Below are 17641 nucleotides of genomic sequence, written 5' to 3'. Positions count from 1 at the left end.
CATGGATCTGTCGTTCGTGACGGAGATCTCGGCGCCGCGCAGCCGGGACGACCTGCCCGCCCCGGAACCCGGAACGGCGTACCTGGCGGGCGGCACCTGGCTGTATTCGGAGCCGCAACCGACGGTCACCCGGCTGGTCGACCTGGCCACCCTCGACTGGCCTGCGATCACCGTCCACGACGACGGACTCGAACTCGCCGCGACGTGCACCATCGAGAACCTCTGCAATGCACCGCTTCCCGCCGAGTGGTCGGCGAAGAACCTGTTCCGGCCGTGCGCCGAGTCGCTCGCCGCGTCGTGGAAGATCTGGCACACCGCGACCGTCGGCGGCAACCTCGCGCTGGCGCTGCCTGCCGGCGCGATGATCACGCTGTGCTGCGCGCTCGACGCCGAACTCCTGATCTGGTCCGCCGACGGCAGTGAACGCCGGGTTCCGGTAGAGCGGTTCGTCACCGGGGCCGGCCGCACGACGCTGGGGGCCGGTGAACTGATCCGCAGCATCCACCTCCCCGCCGCCGCATTGCGGGGCCGCACGGCGCTGCGGAAGATCGCGTACTCGCCGCTCGGACGGTCCGGTGCCCTGCTCGCCGGACGCGTCGGCGCGGACGGATTCACGCTGACCGTCACCGCGTCGACCGTCCGCCCGTTCGTCCTGCGCTTCCCCGCCGTTCCCGGCACCGATGCGTTGAACGCCACTCTGGCCGAACGGATCTCCCCCGACGACTACCTGACGGACGCGCACGGCGCCGCGGACTGGCGTCGTCACGTCACGGGCGTCCTCGCCGAGGAGATCCGGAGGGAGCTGGAATGAAGTTGACGGTCGACGGTCAGTCGGTGGACGCCGACGCACGGCCCGGTCAGTGCCTACGCACCTTCCTGCGGGAACAGCAGCGGTTCGCGGTCAAGAAGGGCTGCGACGCCGGGGACTGCGGCGCCTGTTCCGTGCTGCTCGACGGCGCCCCGGTGCACTCCTGCGTGGTGCCGGCGCATCGCGCGGAGAACCGCGAGGTCACCACCGCCGCCGGTCTCGGCAGTCCCGACCAACTCCATCCCGTGCAACGGCAATTCGTCGACGCGGCGGGATTCCAGTGCGGGTTCTGCACACCCGGGATGGTGGTGACCGCGTCCGCGCTCGACTCCGCGCAACGCGCCGACCTGCCGCGCGCGCTGAAGGGAAATCTCTGCCGCTGCACCGGTTATCGCTCCATCCGCGACGCCGTCGGCGGCGTGTGCACCACCGAATCGGACAGTGCCGGTGAGTCGTTCGGACGGTCGATTCCCGCACCCGCGGCCACCCGGGTGGTGTGCGGCGCCGAACCGTACACGCTCGACCTGGCCGTCGACGGTTTGACCCACATCCAGATCCTCGGCAGCCCGCACCCGCACGCCCGCATCACCCGCCTCGACACGTCCGCCGCCGAGCGACTGCCCGGCGTCCACGCGGTGCTCACCCACCGCGACAGTCCGGGCGTGGCCTTCTCCACCGCGCGTCACGAGTTCCGCACCGACGACCCCGACGACACCTACGTGTTCGACACGATCCTCCGGTTCCGCGGGCAGCGCGTCGCCGCGGTCGTCGCGGACTCCGTCGACATCGCCCGGCGCGCACTGCAGTTGATCGAGGTGGAGTACGAAGTCCTCGAACCGGTCTTCGACCCCGACCTGGCGCGCCGCCCGGGTGCACCCCTGCTGCACGGCGACAAAGGCACCGAGTCCCGGATCGCGGACCCGGCCCGGAATCTGGTGGCCGAGGTCCACGGCGAGACCGGCGACCTCGCCGCCGGACTGGCGGCGGCGCGGGACACGGGTGCGGTGGTGGAGGGCACGTGGCAGACCCAGCGCGTGCAGCACACGCATCTCGAAACCCACTCGGCCATCGGCTGGCTCGACTCCGACGGTCGCCTCACCCTCCGCAGCAGCACCCAGGTGCCCTTCCTCGTCCGCGACGAACTCGCTCACCTGTTCTCACTCGACCGCGCGCAGGTCCGGGTGTTCACGGCCCGCGTCGGGGGCGGCTTCGGCGCGAAGCAGGAGATGCTGGTGGAGGACCTCGTCGCCCTCGCCGTGCTGCGCACCGGCCGACCGGTGCAGTACGAGTTCACCCGTTCCGACCAGTTCACGATCGCCCCGTGCCGGCATCCCATGCGGGTGTCGGTGAAGGTCGGTGCCGACGGCGACGGAAGGCTGACGGCACTCGCCGTCGACGTGCTGTCGGATGCCGGTGCGTACGGCAATCATTCGGTGGGCGTGATGTTCCACGGTTGCAGCGAATCCGTTGCGCTGTACCGGTCGCCGAACAAGCGGGTGGACGCCCAGGCCGTCTACACCAACAACCTGCCGTCCGGGGCGTTCCGCGGCTACGGGCTGGGGCAGATCATCTTCGCGGTGGAGTCCGCGCTCGACCAGCTGGCCGCGGAGCTGGGGATCGACCCGTTCGAGTTGCGTCGTCGCAACGTGGTCGTCCCGGGCGACGACTTCGTCGATTTCGAAGTCGAACACGGCGACCTCACGTACGGCAGTTACGGACTGGACCAGTGCCTCGACCTGGCGGAGGCCGCCCTGCGCCGCGGCAACGACGCGCTTCCGCCGGACGGGCCGCAGTGGCGGGTCGGTGAGGGCATGGCGGCGTCCATGATCGCGACCATCCCGCCGCGGGGGCACTTCGCGGACGTGTCCTGCACCCTCGTCGAGGGCAGCCGGTACGAACTGCGGGTGGGCACAGCCGAGTTCGGGAACGGCACCACCACCGTGCACGCGCAGCTCGCCGCATCCGCGCTCGGCACCACCGCCGACCGGATCACCGTGATCCAATCCGACACCGACGTCGCCGGGCACGACACCGGAGCATTCGGTTCGGCAGGCACGGTCGTCGCCGGGAAGGCGGTACATCTCGCCGGAACCCGGCTGCGGGAGCTGTTGTTCGAGGTCGCCCGTCGCGTCGCCGGCGCCGCCGAGGACAGCGACTGCGCGCTCACACCCGACGCGGTCGTGGTCGCCGGGCGGACCGTCGAACTCGACAAGCTGGTACCCGAGGGACCGCTCCGGGCCGAGGGCCACCACGACGGCACCCCGCGGTCGGTGGTGTTCAACGTGCACGCCTTCCGGGTCGCGGTCGACACCGTCACCGGGGAGGTCCGGATCCTGCAGTCCATCCAGGCCGCGGATGCCGGCACGGTCCTCAACCCGCAGCAGTGCCGCGGGCAGGTCGAGGGCGGCGTGGCGCAGGCCATCGGCAGCGCGCTGTACGAGGAGATCCTGCTCGACGGCGCCGGGACCGTCCTCAACCCGCAGCTGCGGAACTATCACATCCCGCAGCTCGTGGACGTGCCGGACACCGAGGTCTACTTCGCGGACACCTACGACGAGCTGGGCCCGCACGGCGCCAAGTCGATGAGTGAGTCCCCGTACAACCCGGTCGCCCCGGCCCTGGCCAACGCGATCGCGGACGCCACCGGCGCCCGGCTTCGGCGGCTCCCGATGACCCCCGCCGCCGTGTGGCGTGCGGCTTCGCCGCCCGTGAGTACTTGTTAACCGCCCGACGTTAATAAGTACTCACGGGCGGCGAAGCCGCAGCAGTGCCTCGACGATGGGACGCTGCCCCTTGACCAGCTTCGTTTCGGCGACATCCGACGGGAACCAGCGGGCGTCGTCGACCTCGGGAAACTGCTGAATCTTCCCGGACCGCGGCGGCCATTCCAGTTCGAACGTGTTGCTCTCGACGAAGGCGACGTCTTCGCTCACCTCTGCCGCGTACACGGTGATCACTTTGCGTGAGGGCTGCCGGAATTCGCCGAGCAACTCGTACTCGACCGCGGGCGGCGGTGCGCCGATCTCTTCCACGTACTCGCGCAGCGCGGCCGCGTACGGATCCTCGCCCTCACCGTATTCGCCCTTGGGGATCGACCACGCGGCGTCGTCCTTGCGCGCCCAGAACGGGCCACCCATGTGCACGATCCACAACTGGAGCACCCCCGCATCGTCTGTGCGATACAGGATTACTCCAGCGCTGGTGACGGTCATGGGACCACGTTAGGCTGCGGCGTCCTCCCGCTGGTCGCTCAACTCGATCGTTTCGATCTCCTGGGCGTAGTGGAAGTGCGGGCGGCGGTGTCCGAGGAACGAACCGCACCACGACATCACCGCGACGTACCGGTTGCGGAATCCGACCAGGTAGACGAGGTGCACGGCGAGCCACAGGAACCAGGCGAGCACACCGGTCAGCTCGACCTTGCCGACGCGGGTGATCGCGCGGAACCGGTTGATGATCGCCATGCTGCCCTTGTCGCGGTACGTGAACGGCGTGCCGAGGGCGCGTTTCCCGGTGATGATGGCCGCGACGTGGCGTCCACCCTGCATCGCGAACGGCGACTGCGCGGGCAGGTTGTTCAGCGACGCCATGTCGCCGATCGCGTAGACGTCGTCGTAGCGGCCCACCGTGAGGTCCTCGTCGACCAGCAGCCGGCCACCGCGGCCGGTCTCGCAGCCGGTCCGGTCCGCGAGCACCGCCGCGAAGTCGTTGGCCTGGATCCCCGCCGACCAGATGATGGTGTCCGCCGTGAGGCGCTTCTCGAAACCGGTGCTCGGCGACGACAGGGTGGCGCCGTGGTCGTCGATGTCGGTGACCATCGTGCCGAGAACCACCTCGACACCCGCCTTCTCCAGCGAGTCCTGCGTGTACTTGCTGAGCTTGCCGCCGAAGACCGGCAGCGTCTCGTTCGCACCCTCGACGAGCGTGACGGTGACCTCTTCGGACGTGATGTCGCGAAGCGACTTCTCGAAGTAGCGGCCCGCCAGTTCCTTGATCTGACCTGCCAGTTCAACACCGGTCGGGCCGGCACCGATCACGATGAAGTGCAGCAGGTCGCGACGACGCTCCGGGTCGGAGGTGGTGTGCGCCTCCTCGAAGCAGCGGACGATCTGCCTGCGCAGCCGGTCGGCGTCGGCGACGGTCTTGAGCGCGTACGTGACCTCGGCGAACTCGTCGCGCCCGAAGTAGGCCTGCCGGGCGCCCGTCGCGGCGATGAGGCTGTCGTAACCGATGGTGTGGCGGATGCTGCCGGCCTCGTAGACGACCTCTTTCTTGTCCGGGTCGACGTCGACGACGCGGCCCAGGCGGACGTCGCCGCTGGGGTACTTGGCGAGGATCGCGCGGATGGACGGGGCGATCTCGCCGGGCGAGATGACACCGGTCGCGACCTGGTACAGAAGGGGCTGGAACAGATGCTCGGTGGTCTCGGAAATCAGCACGAACGGCGTGCCGGCCTTGCCGAGCTTCTTCGCCGCCGCGAGTGCGCCGAATCCCGATCCCACGATGACGACCTGTGTGCGATCCACCGAAAACCTCCTACTGCTTCATGCGTCTACTTAGCTCCGCGTATGAGCTCCACATTAGGGATCGACCGTTGTTAATTGCCAGTAAGCTGGGGAAATCGAAATAGTGTTATCTCGATTGCTCATAAGTCTTCCCCGAAGGACGTAACCTCAGGTCATGGAGTTCCGACAGCTTCGCTACTTCCTCGCGGTCGGCGAGGAGGGCAGTTTCTCGCGCGCGGCACAACGCTGCTTCATCTCCCAGTCGGCGATCAGCCATCAGATCGCCAAACTCGAATCCGAGTTGGGCACCACCCTGCTGGAACGCTCGACACGCGCCACCCGGCTCACCGCGGCGGGCGAACGACTGATGCCCATCGCCGCCGAGATGATGGGCCTCGAGGCGCGCGCGCTGTCGGTGGGACTCGACCCCCGCAACCGGCTCCGGATCAGCGCGAGCATGAGCTTCGCGACCCAGAGCCTCGAGGCGATATCGGCTGTCCGCGAAGACTTCCCGCAGCTCGACATCGAATTCGTCATCAAGGATTTCACCGACCGGATGACCGCCGTCGCGTCGGGTGACGCCGACCTCGCACTCATCCGCGGCGGCGTCGACCGGCCGGGCCTCGAAACCGTCGAATTCGGGCTCGAGGACCTGGTGATCGTGACGTCGAGCAAACACCCACTCGCCGGGGTCTCGACCGTCGACCTCAGCGAACTGGCGCCCTACCCCCTGCTGCTGCCGCCCCGCAGCAGTCAGATCCTGATCCACAACGTCGTCGAGGACGCATTCCGGCAGGTCGGGCAGCGCGTGATGCTCGGACCGTCGATCCCCAGCGACCACACGGCCACCCTCGACGTCCTCACCACCCCGCGGTCGTGGACGGTGCTGTACGCCGACACCGCCGACGCGACGCCCCGGCGGGGGCTGAGCTTCCTGCGCGAGGCGCACGATCGACTGCGCATCCCGGTGTGCGGGGTCGTCCGCAGCGGAACTGCGACGCGGCCCGAACTGACGCACCTGTTCCGTGCGCTCGCGCAGTCGATCGCCGGGACCGGCGGAGCGGCCGAAACCTAGACGTCGATCAGACCGTGCCGGTCGACCCACGTCAGCACACGGTCGAGCATCGTGTCGGGGACCTCGAGCTGCGGAGTGTGCCCCACATCCGCGAGAATCACGCTGTCCCACCGCGGATTCGCGGTCGCCACCTTGCGGGCCGCCGCGACCGGAACCAGCCGGTCGCGGTCGCCGTGGAGCAGGAGGACCGGCTGCGCGATCGACCGCATGGTGTCGAGGTACCGGCGCGGGCGGGCCAGGACCCGCATCAGTGAGCGGCTGGCCTGGAGGAACGCCGCGTCCTCGGACGGCAGCCCGCGCCGGTAGCCCGCGAGCGCCGCTGCGGCGTCGAGGGAATCCTCCGACGCCCGGCTCGGATCGGCGAAGCACAGGTCGATCATCCGCTCGACCAACTGCCGGTCCGTCAACTTCCGGCTCGAGTACTGCAGGAACCGCTCCCCCACGAACGGGGTGAAGTACATCGCGAACTGTGCGGCGATCCGCGGATCCGGGATCCGTTGCGCGACAGGCAGTGCGGGGTCGACCAGGACCAGCGCCGAGACCGTCTCCGGGTGCGCCGCCGCCTCGAACAGCGAGATCATGCCGCCCATCGAGTTGCCCATCAAAATCACGGGACGGCCGACGACATCGCGCAGGAAACGGTGCAGCACCTTCGCGTTGGCGCCGACCCCTGTGCGGCGTCGTCCGGACGGGCTGAGCCCGAACCCGGGGAGATCGACGGTGAGCACGCGGGTGCGCTCGGCGAGGACCGGTGCGATCCGCACCCAGTTCAGGTGCGAGCCGCCGAGCCCGTGGACCATGACCACCGGAGGGAACTCGGTCTCCTCGCCGTATTCGACCCAGTGAACGGGACCGTCGAGGTCGACGATGCTGCCCGCGCCACCCCATCGCTGCGCGAACTCCTGCTGGGCAGGTTCGCCGACTCTGTTCGGATCAACCATGCGTCCGTCCGTTCCGACTGTTGGGCGTGCCGTCTGTTGGGCCTGCCGAGGCCACCGGCCAGTCTACGGCCGTACCGTCGTATGTTTGAACGCATGCAGCGTGGGACGGTGAGAGTTCGATGACGATCGGGGGCGTGCTGCTCGCGGCCGGGGCCGGTTCGCGCATGGGCATGCCGAAGGCGCTCGTCGTCGGCGCGGACGGAGAACCGTGGCTCGCGCGCGGGGTCCGGGTGCTGTCGGAGGCCGGATGCGAGCCGACCGTCGTGGTGCTCGGTGCCCGCGCCGACGAGGCCGAGCACCTCCTGCCCGGCGGTGTCCCCGTCACCGTCGGGATCGCGGACGACTGGCAGTCGGGAATGTCCGCGTCCCTGCGTCGGGGGCTGGAGGTCGCGGCGACGTTCGACGATGTCGACGCCGTCGTCATCACCCTCGTCGACCTCCCCGACCTCGGTGTCGACGCCGTCCGGCGGATCGTGTCGGTGCCGCCCGGCGACGCCCGGTCGGCGCTGCGCCAGGCCCACTACAGCGGACGCCCGGGTCACCCGGTTCTGATCGGCCGGGACCACTGGCTCCCGTTGCGGCACAGCCTCACCGGGGACTCCGGCGCGCGGAAGTACCTCGCGGCACACGGCGCCGAGGCGGTCGACTGCTCCGATCTGGGCTCGGGACGCGACGTCGATTCGCCGCGCGAACTCCACTAGCGCCTCGGACGAACGGGACGCTCGTTCGATCTGACGCAACGAGCGTCCCGTTCGTCCGGCGACAGCACGGCCGCGACCGTTCAGCGGCTGACCGCCTTCTTGTACCGCCGGATTGCGAACGGTACGAAGATCACCAGCAGGACCGCCGACCACAGGAGTGAGGCGATGACCGGGTGCTGCAACGGCCAGGCGTCGGGAACGGTCATGGCCGGGTTGGTGTTTCCGAACAGTTCCCGCACGGCCTGTGTCACCGCGGACACCGGGTTCCATTCGGCGATCACCTTGAGCGGGCCGGGCAAGTTGGTGGTCTCGACGAACGTGTTCGCGATGAACGAGAGCGGGAAGATGACGATGAAACTGGCATTGTTGAACACTTCCGGGGTGCGGATCCAGAGTCCGACCACCGCCATCACCCAGGACAGGGCGTAGGCGAACAACAGCAGGAGCAGGTAGCCGAGAACTGCTTCGCCGAGACTCGAGTGGATGCGCCACCCGATGATCAGACCGGTCAGCGACATCACGACGAGGCTGACGATGTTGATCAGGACGTCGGTGGACGTGCGGCCGAGGAGGACGGCGGACGGGGCCATCGGCAGCGACCGGAATCGGTCGATGATCCCCTTCTGCAGATCCTCGACCATCCCGAGGCCCGTCCATGTGGCCCCGAAGATGACTGTCTGCGTGAAGATCCCGGCGATCAGGAATTCGCGGTACGACATTCCGGGAACCTGGATCGCGCTGCCGAAGACGTACGCGAACAGCAGCACGAACATGATCGGCGACAACGTGGTGAACACGATGAGGTCGGGGACGCGCTTGATCTTGATCATGTTGCGTTTGGCGATCGTGAGCCCGTCCGCGAGCGCGGTGTGCACGGACGCCGTCTGTGGTGCGCTCATGAGACGTGCTCCTCTTCGGCTTCGTGTCCGGTCAGGGTGAGGAAGACGTCGTCCAGGGTCGGTCTGCGCAGACCGACGTCGAACACTTTCACTCCTCGATTGGAGAGTCGGCCCAGCGCTTCGACGAGGGCGTCCGCACCGCCGGTCACCGGCACCGTCACCCGGCGGACGTTCTCTTCCAGCAGGATCTCGCCTGCGGCGAGCGGGGCCAGTTCGTCGCGCACGACGGAGAGGTCGATGCCCTCCCGGACGCTCAACTCGATGCGCTCACCGCCCACGCGATCCTTCAATTCGTCGGCGGTTCCGCGGGCGATGACCGAACCGTGGTCGATCACCGCGATCTGGTCGGCGAGGCGCTCGGCCTCCTCCATGTACTGGGTGGTCAGGAGCAGCGTGGTGCCCCGGGCGACCAGATTGTCGATGACGTCCCACAGAGCCAGCCGGGCGCGGGGGTCGAGCCCGGTGGTCGGTTCGTCCAGGAACAGCACCTCCGGCTCGGCCACCAGCGCTCCGGCGAGGTCGAGACGCCGGCGCATGCCGCCCGAGTAGCCCTTGACGGGGCGATCTCCCGCCTCGACCAGGTCGAACTGTTCGAGCAGTTCGCGGGCTCGCGCCTTACTGCGTTTGGCCCCGAGGTGGTAGAGCCGACCGACCATCTCGAGGTTCTCGAAACCGGTGAGGTACTCGTCGACGGCCGCGTACTGACCCGACGCGCCGATCCGGGACCGGAGCACCCGCGCGTCGTGGACGACGTCGAGACCGGCGACCTCTGCCCGGCCGGCGTCGGGGACGAGGAGGGTGGTGAAGACCCGCACCGCCGTCGTCTTGCCTGCGCCGTTCGGGCCGAGCAGCGCCATCACCGTTCCCGCGGGGACCGCGAGGTCGACCCCGTCCAGCGCTGTGACCTTGCCGTACTTCTTGACCAGACCCTCTGCCGTTATCGCATCGACCATCAGAAGTTCCCATCCGTTGGCGTGTCGACCCAGTGTGACTCGAGGCACCGACACGTACAGCGGAATATTCGACGTTCCGGGCAGGCCCTGTGCGGCGGTAGTCTGAAATTCGGGCAGGTCAGCGTGCAGATCTTCGGCAGGAGACCATGATGTCGGATGCGGCGTCGGAACTCCGGACGGGCCGTGCGGCCTTCGAGCGGCGAGACTGGCGCGACACCTACACCCGCCTGTCGAGCGCCGATCGGCGGGACCCGCTGCCGGGTGACGACCTCGAACTGCTCGCCACCGCCGCGTACCTGCTCGGTGAGGACGACGCCAGCACCGAATGGTGGGAGCGGGCGGTGCACGAGTGGACCCGCACGGGTCGACCGGTGCGCTCGGCGCGGTGCGCGTTCTGGCTCTCGTTCGGCCTGCTCATGCGGGGCGAGCACGCCCGCGGCGGCGGTTGGCTGGGCAAGGCCCAGCGACTTCTGGACACCGCGGGCGTGGACTGCGCGGAGCGTGGCTACCTGCTGGTGCCGCAGGGGCTACGCCGGATCGACGACGGCGACGGCACCGCGGCCCAGGACATCTTCCGCACGGTGACGGACGTGGGCATCCGGTTCGCCGACCCGGATCTGACGACGCTCGGGGTGCTGGGCACCGGCCATTCGCTCGTCCTGCTGGGGCACGTCGCGGAGGCGGTGTCCGCTTTCGACGAGGCGATGGTCGGGGTGACGTCCGACAACGTGTCCCCGGTGGTCGCGGGGATCGTGTACTGCGCCGTGATCGAGCAGTGCCAGAACATCTGCGACCTCCGCCGGTCCCGGGAATGGACTGTGGCGCTGGAGGAATGGTGCTCCTCGCAACCCGGCCTCGTCCCCTACCGCGGCCAATGCCTCGTCCACCGTGCCGAGATCCTGCAACTGCAGGGCGACTGGCCGACGGCGATGGACTCGGCGCGGCGGGCGCACGAACGACTCGCCTCGCAACCCGCGGCCGGGTCCGCCGCCTACGTGATGGCCGACCTCCACCGCCTGCGCGGCGAGGTCGCCCAGGCCGAGAAGTTGTTTCTGGAGGCGAACCGCTTGGGCAGGCGCCCGCAACCCGGACTCGCGCTGCTGCGGATGGCGCAGGGGCGGGTCGGCAGCGCGGCCGCGTCGATCCGCTGTGCTCTGGACGAAGCCACCGGCGCCGTGGAACGCGCCCGGCTGCTGCCCGCGTGCGTGGAGATCTTGCTCGCCTCGGGCGACGTCCCGGCGGCGAGATCGGCCGCGGACGAACTCGACTCGACGGCATCCGGGTTCGCGATTCCCTATCTGTGTGCCCTGGCGGCGCAGGCTTCAGGATCGGTGCTGCACGCCGAGGGGCGGGGCAGTGACGCGCTGACCGTTCTGCGCGACGCGTGGCGGCGCTGGCAGGAGATCGGCGCGCCCTACGAGTGCGCGCGGGTCCGGGAGTCGGTCGCGCTGGTGTGCCGCGACCTCGGCGACGAAGACACCGCGCAGATGGAGCACGACCTCGCATCCGCCACGTACCGGCAACTGGGCGCGCTCCCCGACCTCGAACGACTACGGGCGGAGTTCCGTCCCGGCTCCGCGGACTCCACTCCGCTGACCCCGCGTGAAGTGTGCGTGCTCCGCCTCGTCGCGGCGGGCAAGAGTAACCGGGCGGTGGCGACGGAACTGTTCCTCAGCGAGAAGACGGTCGCCCGGCACCTGAGCAACATCTTCGTCAAGCTGGGAATCTCGTCGCGGTCGGCGGCCACGGCCTATGCCTACGAGCATCACCTCGTCGGCCCGGCTACATGAAAGTACCCATACGGTCGTACGTATCTGCGCCTTTCTCCCGACGCGCCCGGGTCGGCCTCGCTCCTAGCGTTGAGCACAACCACCGAACACCGAGGGAAGAAGGCACCCGATGTCCACAGAACGTTTCGACACGATCGTGATCGGTGCCGGGCAGGCCGGCCTCGCCACCGGCTACCACCTCGCCCAACGCGGGCAGCACTTCGTGATCCTCGACGCCCACGACCGCGTCGGGGACGTGTGGCGGGAACGGTTCGACTCGCTCCGGCTCTACAGTCCGGCCCGGTACGACGGGCTGCCCGGCTGGGGAATTCCCGCCCCCGCCTGGTCCTGGCCGGGGAAGGACGAGGTCGCCGACTACTTCGAGGCCTACGCGGAGCGGTTCGCGCTGCCGGTCCGGACCGGCGTCACCGTGGACGGACTGTCCCGTCTCGGCGACCGCTACGTCGTCACCGCCGGAACGGACCGATTCGAGGCCGGCAACGTCGTCGTCGCGTCCGGCACCTGGCAGACCCCGGTCATCCCCGACCTCGCCGACCGCCTCGACCCCCGGATCCGGCAACTGCATTCCAGCGACTACCACAATCCCTCCCAACTGCAGGACGGGCCGGTGCTGGTGGTCGGGTGCAGCCACTCCGGCGCGGACATCGCCCTGGAGGCCTCCCGTTCGCATCGCACCACGATCTGCGGTCCCGTCCGCGGTGAGGTGCCGTTCGACCTCGAGGGGCGCGCCGCGCACGTCGCGATCCCGATCATGTGGTTCATGGCGAATCACGTTCTGACCGAACGCACCCCCATCGGCCGGAAGATGCGCACCCACGTCCGCTCGGGTGGCGGCCCACTGCTCCGGGTCAAGCGCGCCGACCTGGCCGCGGCTGGTGTGGAGCACTTCCCGGCGAAGGTCACCGACGTGCGCGACGGCACACCGATCCTGGACGACGGCACCGCTCTCGACGTCCGCAACGTGATCTGGTGCACCGGGTTCCGCAAGGACACGACCTGGATCCAGATCCCCGTCACCGGTGCGGACGGGTGGCCCGAGCAGTCCCGCGGAGTCTCACCCGACCATCCCGGACTGTATTTCGTCGGTCTGCCGTTCCTGCAGGCATTCGCGTCGATGCTCACCGGCGGGGTGGGCCGCGACGCCGCCTACGTCGCGAAACACATCGCGCGCAGGCAGTCCCGGGCCGGTGTCAGGCCGTCAGCACCAACCCTGACGTAGGCACTCCGGTGCCTGCGGTGACGAGGACGTTCTGCGCACCGGAGACCTGGTTGACGGACGTGCCGCGGATCTGCCGCACCCCCTCGGCGATGCCGTTCATGCCGTGGATGTAGGCCTCCCCGAGCTGGCCTCCGTGGGTGTTGAGCGGCAGGCTGCCGTCGAGATCGATGGCGCCGTCGGCGATGAAGTCCCTGGCCTCGCCGCGACCGCAGAAGCCGAGCTCTTCGAGCTGCATCAATACGTATGGTGTGAAGTGGTCGTACAGGATCGCCAGATCCATGTCCTGCGGGCCGAGTCCGGCCTGATCCCACAGTTGCCTGCCGACCAGTTCCATCTCGGGCAGTCCCGCGAGCTCGGGCCGGTAATAGCTGGTCATGATGTACTGGTCGCTGCCGCTCCCCTGCGCCGCCGCCGCGATCACCGCCGGCTTCTGTTTCAGATCCTTCGCCCGCTCCGGCGACGTGACCACGATCGCGATGCCGCCGTCGGACTCCTGGCAGCAGTCGAGCAGGTGCAGCGGTTCGGCGATGAAGCGGGAATTCTGGTGGTCCTCGAGGGTGATCGGCTTGCCGTGGAAGAAGGCGTTCGGATTGGTGGCCGCGTGCTTGCGGTCGGTGACCGCGATCCGTCCGAAGTCCTCACTCGTGGCGCCGTATTCGTGCATGTACCGCTGCGCGACCATCGCGACGAACGCCGCAGGCGTCGACAGGCCGTGCGGGTAGGAGAACGCGTTGTCGGTACCGGACGAGTTCACCTGCTGCACCAGACCGGAGTTCACCTGCCCGAACCGCATCCCCGACCGCTCGTTGAACGCCCGGTACGCCACCACCACGTCGGCGACGCCGGTGGCGACGGCCATCGCGGCCTGCTGCACGGTCGCGCACGCCGCGCCCCCGCCGTAGTGGATGCGGCTGAAGAACTTCAGATCCGGGATACCGACCGAACGGGCCACGGCGGCTTCGGTGTTGGTGTCCATCGTGAAGGACGTCAGCCCGTCGACGTCCGCCGGTGTCAGCCCGGCGTCTTCGAGCGCCGCCGTCACGGCCTCCGCCGCCAGCCGCAATTCGCTCCGGCCCGAATCCTTCGAGAAGTCGGTGGCGCCGATCCCGGCGATGACAGCCTTGCCCGACAACCCGCTCATGCACCCGCTCCGTTCGTGCGTCCGTCCAGGACGAGGGTCACCTTCGACGTGATGTGGTTGCCGAGACCGTTCTTCCCGACGACATCGAGCGTGACGACGCCGTCGTCCACCGACGCCACCGTGCCGCTCAGCGTGAGCGTGTCATAGGCGTACCACGGCACCCCCAGGCGCAGCGCGATCGACGTGATCACCGCGGTCGGTCCCGCCCAGTCGGTGACGAACCGCTGCACCAGACCGGTGTCGGTGAGGATGTTGACGAAGATGTCCTTCGATCCGCGCTGCTGCGCCAGGTCGCGGTCGTGGTGGACGTCCTGGAAGTCGCGCGTCGCGAGTGCGGCCGAGACGACGAACGTCGGGTCGCCGGTGACGGACAGTTCCGGAAGCGTCGTTCCCACGACGACATCGAGAGTGGACGTCATGACTGCTCCTTCGCTCCGCGCTGCCACGCGTACAGGGTCCACGGCGCGCCGCCCGTCGCGTCGTCACCGGGAAAGTCGAGGTAGATCGCCTCCACCGGCATCCCGATCGTCACGTCGGCGGGCTCGACCCCGCGCAGTTCGCCGAGCATGCGGACGCCTTCCTCCAGTTCGACCAGCGCCACCACGAACGGCAGCGAACGTCCCGGGACCTTCGGCGCGTGGTGGACGACGTAACTGAACACCGTGCCGCGGCCGGACGCGACGACATAGTCCGTCGCCTCCGACTTGTCCTTCCACAGCGCGGGCACCGGCGGGTGCTGCAGCGACCCGTCCTCGCGTTGCTGGATCCGCAGTTCGTGCGCGGCCACGCCGTCCCAGAAGAACTGGGTGTCCGGCGAGGCGCTGGGCCGCATCATCCTCGACGGGTCCAGGTCGTCGTAGGACGCACCCTGCCCGTTCCCCGACGGCCCGGGCCGGTCGGTCTTCGGCATGAATTTCAGAATCCGGAACAGCATCTCGGCCACCGGTTCGCCTGCGGCGTCGCGCCACACACTGCGGGTGTTGAAGAACCATCCCTCGCCGAGGCCCGTCTTCTTCGGGCCCACCACATCCTCGAGGGTCGTGGTGATGGTGACCTCCTCCCCGACCTTCAGGTAGCGGTGATAGATCTGATCGCAGTTGGTTGCGACGACGGACGTGAACCCGGCCTCGTCGAGGATGGTCGTCATGCGCCCGAGCGGGTCGTCGGTTTGCCGAACGGCGTTCAGGCCCTGCATCGTCCACACCTGCGCCATCGCGGGCGGGGCGACGATGCCGTCGTGTCCCGCTGCCCGCGCGGCCGCCTCGTCGACGTAGATCGGATTCTTGTCGCCGATCGCCTCCACCCAATTGCGGATCATCGGCAGGTTGATCGGGTCCCGTCCGGGCCGGGGAGCACTCGGGCCCGCCGACCGGACCTCCTCTGCGGCAGCGAGAATCTGTTCGGAACTCATATCGCGCGGCGCTCCTATCGCGGGACTCGGGGAAGCTTCAGGCCGGCTGTCGCGATCAGTTCGCGCATCACCTCGTTGACGCCGCCGCCGAACGTGATGACGAGGTTGCGTTTCACCTGCATGTCGAGCCACGTCACGAGGTCGGCGGTCGCCGGCTCGGACGGGTCGCCGTAACGTCCGACGATCTCCTCCGCGAGCCTGCCGATGCGCTGAATGCGTTCGGTGGCGAACACTTTCGTCGCGGACGCGTCGGCGATGTCGACGGCGTCCGACTCACTGGACGCCACCTGCCAGTTGAGGAGTTCGTTGAGGCGGTACGTCGCGTGGATCTCGCCGAGCGCGCGCCGCACGTCCGGTTCGCCCAGGAGGTCGTGCGCGACCGCCCAGTTGCGAATGCGGTCGTACAGTCCCCCGACCCGGCCTGCCGGTCCGAGCATGACGCGTTCGTGGTTGAGCTGGGTGGTGATCAGGCGCCAACCCTGATTCTCCTCGCCCACCAGCATGTTCGCGGGCACCCGGACGTCGGAGTAGTACGTGGCGTTGACGTGGTGCGCGCCGTCGCACGTGATGATCGGTGTCCAGCTGTAGCCGGGGTCCTTGGTGTCCATGATCAGGATGGAGATGCCGCGGTGCCGCGAGTCGGCCGAACCGGTGCGGACGGCGAGCCACAGGTAGTCGGCGTCGTGGCCGCCGGTGGTGAAGATCTTCTGGCCGTTGACGATGTACTCGTCCCCCACCCGGGCGGCCGTGGTCCGCAGCGCCGCCAGATCGGTTCCCGCCTCGGGTTCGGTGTAGCCGATTGCGAAGTGCACCTCGCCCGCCAGGATCGCGGGCAGGAACTTGCGCTTCTGCTCCTCGGTGCCGTAGGTCTGCAGCGTCGGCCCGACCGTCTGCAGCGTCACCGAGGGCAGCGGAACATCGGCGCGCACAGCCTCGTTCACGAAGATCTGCTGCTCGATCTCTCCGAAGCCGCGACCGCCGAACTCCACCGGCCAGCCCACCCCGAGCCAGCCGTCCTTACCCATCCGGCGGATGACCTCGCGGTAGGTGGCGCCGTGGCGCTCGGTGCGCATCACCTCGGCCTCGGCCGGGGAGATCAGCCCGGAGAAGTAGCGCCGGAGTTCCGCCTGCAGCTCCCGCTGCTCGTCGGTCAGATCGATGAACACCGGGCCCCCACGAGGTCGAGTCGATACGAGGCGCCGCCGACGAGGCGGGCCAGGTCTTTGGCGGTCGAGTAGTAGCGGTGCAGCGGGTACGTCACGTCGACGCCGATCCCGCCGTGCAGGTGGTGCAGCACCTGCATGGCGGCGGGCACCTCGGCGGCGATCCAGTAGGCCATCACGTCCAGATCGTCCTGGGCGTCCAGGCCCTCGGACACCCGCCACGACGCCGCGAGCGCCGACACGTGCAGGGTGCGGGACGTGACGTAGACGTCGGCGATCTGCTGCGAGACGGCCTGGAACGTCGCGAGCGGCTTGCCGAACTGGTGCCGGGTGGCCAGGTGCTCGCCCGCCAGAACCGTTGCACCGGAGAGCAGTCCGTCGGCCACCGCCCCGATCGAGGCCAGCGCGATCCGGTACAGCGTCTGCACCGCGTTGTCGCCGGCCGCGAGCAGATCGCCCCGCGCCCGGTCGAACGTGATCGCGAATTCGGGGCTGCCCGACGCCGAGGGCGTCGGTGTGAGCGCGACGCCGTCCGCGCCCGGATCCACCAGCACCACCCCGGCGTCCGTCGGCACCAGGATCCGGTGTGCCCGCTCGGCGTACGGGACCGCGAGCACGCGTCCGGTGACGGAGTGGCCGTCGCCCTCCGCGACCGCGGTCACCGACGGCCGTGCCGGGAACTGCGCCCCGGGTTCGGCGAGCGCCGCCGTGAAAGTGCGACCGCCGGCGAGACCGGTGAGCAGGGCGTCCTGTTGCGCGTCGTCGCCCAGCGCGACGATGGGCAGCACCCCGAATCCGAGCGTCGCGAGGGCCGGGACCTGCGCCGCCTGCCGCCCGACCTCGGTGAGCAGCGCACCGACGTCGGTGACCGAGAGCCCTTCGCCTCCGAGACGTTCCGGCAGTGCGAGGGTCAGCAGGTCGGCGTCGGCGAAGGCGGCCCAGAGGGCGTCGCCGTCGAGGTCGCGGGCCAGCAGTCCGGCCGCGACCTGGGCCACGGCCTCCTGGGTTTCGTCTCGAGTGAAGTCCACGCTGACA

The 17641-nt window shown here is 69.1% G+C and carries 16 protein-coding genes; 6 read left to right on the top strand and 10 right to left on the bottom strand.

Translation table 11 applies throughout. The features are described 5' to 3' along the window. The first annotated feature begins 1 nt into the window (after nucleotide 1). Complete coding sequence (locus AC1DWT_RS05910; RefSeq protein WP_477920016.1) at nucleotides 2-811, top strand: FAD binding domain-containing protein; 810 nt, start codon at nucleotides 2-4, stop codon at nucleotides 809-811. Then, nucleotides 808-3531, top strand: a complete 2724-nt coding sequence (locus tag AC1DWT_RS05905) for a molybdopterin-dependent oxidoreductase (RefSeq protein ID WP_477920015.1) — start codon at nucleotides 808-810, stop codon at nucleotides 3529-3531. Before AC1DWT_RS05910 ends, AC1DWT_RS05905 begins: the two co-directional genes overlap by 4 nt. Before the next feature lie 21 nt (nucleotides 3532-3552). Here AC1DWT_RS05905 and AC1DWT_RS05900 read toward each other — a convergent pair whose 3' ends face one another. Together AC1DWT_RS05900 and AC1DWT_RS05895 are read right to left on the bottom strand one after the other, a co-directional pair. Beyond that, nucleotides 3553-4020 (bottom strand): NUDIX hydrolase, encoded by a 468-nt coding sequence (locus tag AC1DWT_RS05900; RefSeq protein ID WP_477920013.1) that lies wholly within the window; start codon nucleotides 4018-4020, stop codon nucleotides 3553-3555. A gap of 9 nt (nucleotides 4021-4029) precedes the next feature. Next, nucleotides 4030-5334, bottom strand: coding sequence for an NAD(P)/FAD-dependent oxidoreductase (locus tag AC1DWT_RS05895; RefSeq protein ID WP_072939443.1), 1305 nt, complete (start codon nucleotides 5332-5334; stop codon nucleotides 4030-4032). Between the two features lie 154 nt (nucleotides 5335-5488). Between AC1DWT_RS05895 and AC1DWT_RS05890 the strand changes: the two genes are divergently transcribed. Next, entirely contained in the window at nucleotides 5489-6388 is a 900-nt protein-coding gene (locus AC1DWT_RS05890) for a LysR family transcriptional regulator (RefSeq protein ID WP_477920012.1), read from the top strand. On the opposite strand, the gene AC1DWT_RS05885 is transcribed toward AC1DWT_RS05890, so the two are convergent. Then, on the bottom strand, nucleotides 6385-7329 hold the full coding sequence (locus AC1DWT_RS05885) for an alpha/beta fold hydrolase (RefSeq protein WP_072939447.1): 945 nt from the start codon (nucleotides 7327-7329) through the stop codon (nucleotides 6385-6387). The genes AC1DWT_RS05890 and AC1DWT_RS05885 overlap by 4 nt on opposite strands. A 119-nt stretch (nucleotides 7330-7448) precedes the next feature. On the opposite strand from AC1DWT_RS05885, the gene AC1DWT_RS05880 reads away from it, so the two are divergent. Next, nucleotides 7449-8030: a nucleotidyltransferase family protein gene (locus AC1DWT_RS05880; protein WP_072939449.1), complete on the top strand. Its 582-nt coding sequence runs from the start codon at nucleotides 7449-7451 to the stop codon at nucleotides 8028-8030. A gap of 80 nt (nucleotides 8031-8110) precedes the next feature. Here AC1DWT_RS05880 and AC1DWT_RS05875 read toward each other — a convergent pair whose 3' ends face one another. Continuing rightward, nucleotides 8111-8929: an ABC transporter permease gene (locus AC1DWT_RS05875; protein ID WP_072939452.1), complete on the bottom strand. Its 819-nt coding sequence runs from the start codon at nucleotides 8927-8929 to the stop codon at nucleotides 8111-8113. Beyond that, complete coding sequence (locus tag AC1DWT_RS05870) at nucleotides 8926-9882, bottom strand: ATP-binding cassette domain-containing protein (RefSeq protein ID WP_072939455.1); 957 nt, start codon at nucleotides 9880-9882, stop codon at nucleotides 8926-8928. Before AC1DWT_RS05870 ends, AC1DWT_RS05875 begins: the two co-directional genes overlap by 4 nt. A gap of 149 nt (nucleotides 9883-10031) precedes the next feature. Between AC1DWT_RS05870 and AC1DWT_RS05865 the strand changes: the two genes are divergently transcribed. Both AC1DWT_RS05865 and AC1DWT_RS05860 read left to right on the top strand, forming a co-directional pair. Further along, nucleotides 10032-11672 (top strand): helix-turn-helix transcriptional regulator, encoded by a 1641-nt coding sequence (locus tag AC1DWT_RS05865; protein WP_072939585.1) that lies wholly within the window; start codon nucleotides 10032-10034, stop codon nucleotides 11670-11672. A 109-nt stretch (nucleotides 11673-11781) separates the two neighbouring features. Further along, a complete protein-coding gene (locus AC1DWT_RS05860; protein ID WP_072939456.1) occupies nucleotides 11782-12891 on the top strand; it encodes a flavin-containing monooxygenase in 1110 nt (369 codons plus the stop codon). On the opposite strand, the gene AC1DWT_RS05855 is transcribed toward AC1DWT_RS05860, so the two are convergent. Genes AC1DWT_RS05855 through AC1DWT_RS05835 form a run of 5 tightly spaced genes read right to left on the bottom strand, consistent with a single transcriptional unit; the run spans nucleotide 12863 to nucleotide 17634 of the window. After that, nucleotides 12863-14032 carry a lipid-transfer protein gene (locus tag AC1DWT_RS05855; RefSeq protein WP_072939458.1) on the bottom strand — a complete coding sequence of 390 codons (1170 nt, stop codon included), beginning with the start codon at nucleotides 14030-14032 and terminating at the stop codon, nucleotides 12863-12865. The genes AC1DWT_RS05860 and AC1DWT_RS05855 overlap by 29 nt on opposite strands. Beyond that, nucleotides 14029-14451, bottom strand: a complete 423-nt coding sequence (locus tag AC1DWT_RS05850) for a MaoC family dehydratase (RefSeq protein WP_072939460.1) — start codon at nucleotides 14449-14451, stop codon at nucleotides 14029-14031. The genes AC1DWT_RS05855 and AC1DWT_RS05850 overlap by 4 nt, the downstream gene beginning before the upstream one ends. Further along, a complete protein-coding gene (locus AC1DWT_RS05845) occupies nucleotides 14448-15443 on the bottom strand; it encodes a bifunctional MaoC family dehydratase N-terminal/OB-fold nucleic acid binding domain-containing protein (protein ID WP_477920011.1) in 996 nt (331 codons plus the stop codon). The genes AC1DWT_RS05850 and AC1DWT_RS05845 overlap by 4 nt, the downstream gene beginning before the upstream one ends. A 14-nt stretch (nucleotides 15444-15457) precedes the next feature. Then, nucleotides 15458-16609 carry an acyl-CoA dehydrogenase family protein gene (locus tag AC1DWT_RS05840; RefSeq protein ID WP_072939465.1) on the bottom strand — a complete coding sequence of 384 codons (1152 nt, stop codon included), beginning with the start codon at nucleotides 16607-16609 and terminating at the stop codon, nucleotides 15458-15460. After that, the gene (locus AC1DWT_RS05835; protein ID WP_072939466.1) at nucleotides 16594-17634 is read right to left on the bottom strand and encodes an acyl-CoA dehydrogenase family protein; all 1041 of its coding nucleotides are present in this window, start codon (nucleotides 17632-17634) and stop codon (nucleotides 16594-16596) included. Before AC1DWT_RS05835 ends, AC1DWT_RS05840 begins: the two co-directional genes overlap by 16 nt. Between the last annotated feature and the right edge of the window lie 7 nt (nucleotides 17635-17641).

The organism is Rhodococcus sp. P4_B6, assembly GCF_056402215.1.
The sequence above is the reverse complement of the archived record's forward strand: the minus strand, read 5'-3'. Positions and strand labels throughout refer to the sequence as shown.

Coding starts and splice junctions, on each gene's coding strand:
- AC1DWT_RS05910 (WP_477920016.1), top strand. CDS start 2: ATGGATCTGTCGTTCGTGACGGAGATCTCGGCGCCGCGCAGCCGGGAC.
- AC1DWT_RS05905 (WP_477920015.1), top strand. CDS start 808: ATGAAGTTGACGGTCGACGGTCAGTCGGTGGACGCCGACGCACGGCCC.
- AC1DWT_RS05900 (WP_477920013.1), bottom strand. CDS start 4,020: ATGACCGTCACCAGCGCTGGAGTAATCCTGTATCGCACAGACGATGCG.
- AC1DWT_RS05890 (WP_477920012.1), top strand. CDS start 5,489: ATGGAGTTCCGACAGCTTCGCTACTTCCTCGCGGTCGGCGAGGAGGGC.
- AC1DWT_RS05885 (WP_072939447.1), bottom strand. CDS start 7,329: ATGGTTGATCCGAACAGAGTCGGCGAACCTGCCCAGCAGGAGTTCGCG.
- AC1DWT_RS05880 (WP_072939449.1), top strand. CDS start 7,449: ATGACGATCGGGGGCGTGCTGCTCGCGGCCGGGGCCGGTTCGCGCATG.
- AC1DWT_RS05875 (WP_072939452.1), bottom strand. CDS start 8,929: ATGAGCGCACCACAGACGGCGTCCGTGCACACCGCGCTCGCGGACGGG.
- AC1DWT_RS05870 (WP_072939455.1), bottom strand. CDS start 9,882: ATGGTCGATGCGATAACGGCAGAGGGTCTGGTCAAGAAGTACGGCAAG.
- AC1DWT_RS05865 (WP_072939585.1), top strand. CDS start 10,032: ATGTCGGATGCGGCGTCGGAACTCCGGACGGGCCGTGCGGCCTTCGAG.
- AC1DWT_RS05860 (WP_072939456.1), top strand. CDS start 11,782: ATGTCCACAGAACGTTTCGACACGATCGTGATCGGTGCCGGGCAGGCC.
- AC1DWT_RS05855 (WP_072939458.1), bottom strand. CDS start 14,032: ATGAGCGGGTTGTCGGGCAAGGCTGTCATCGCCGGGATCGGCGCCACC.
- AC1DWT_RS05850 (WP_072939460.1), bottom strand. CDS start 14,451: ATGACGTCCACTCTCGATGTCGTCGTGGGAACGACGCTTCCGGAACTG.
- AC1DWT_RS05845 (WP_477920011.1), bottom strand. CDS start 15,443: ATGAGTTCCGAACAGATTCTCGCTGCCGCAGAGGAGGTCCGGTCGGCG.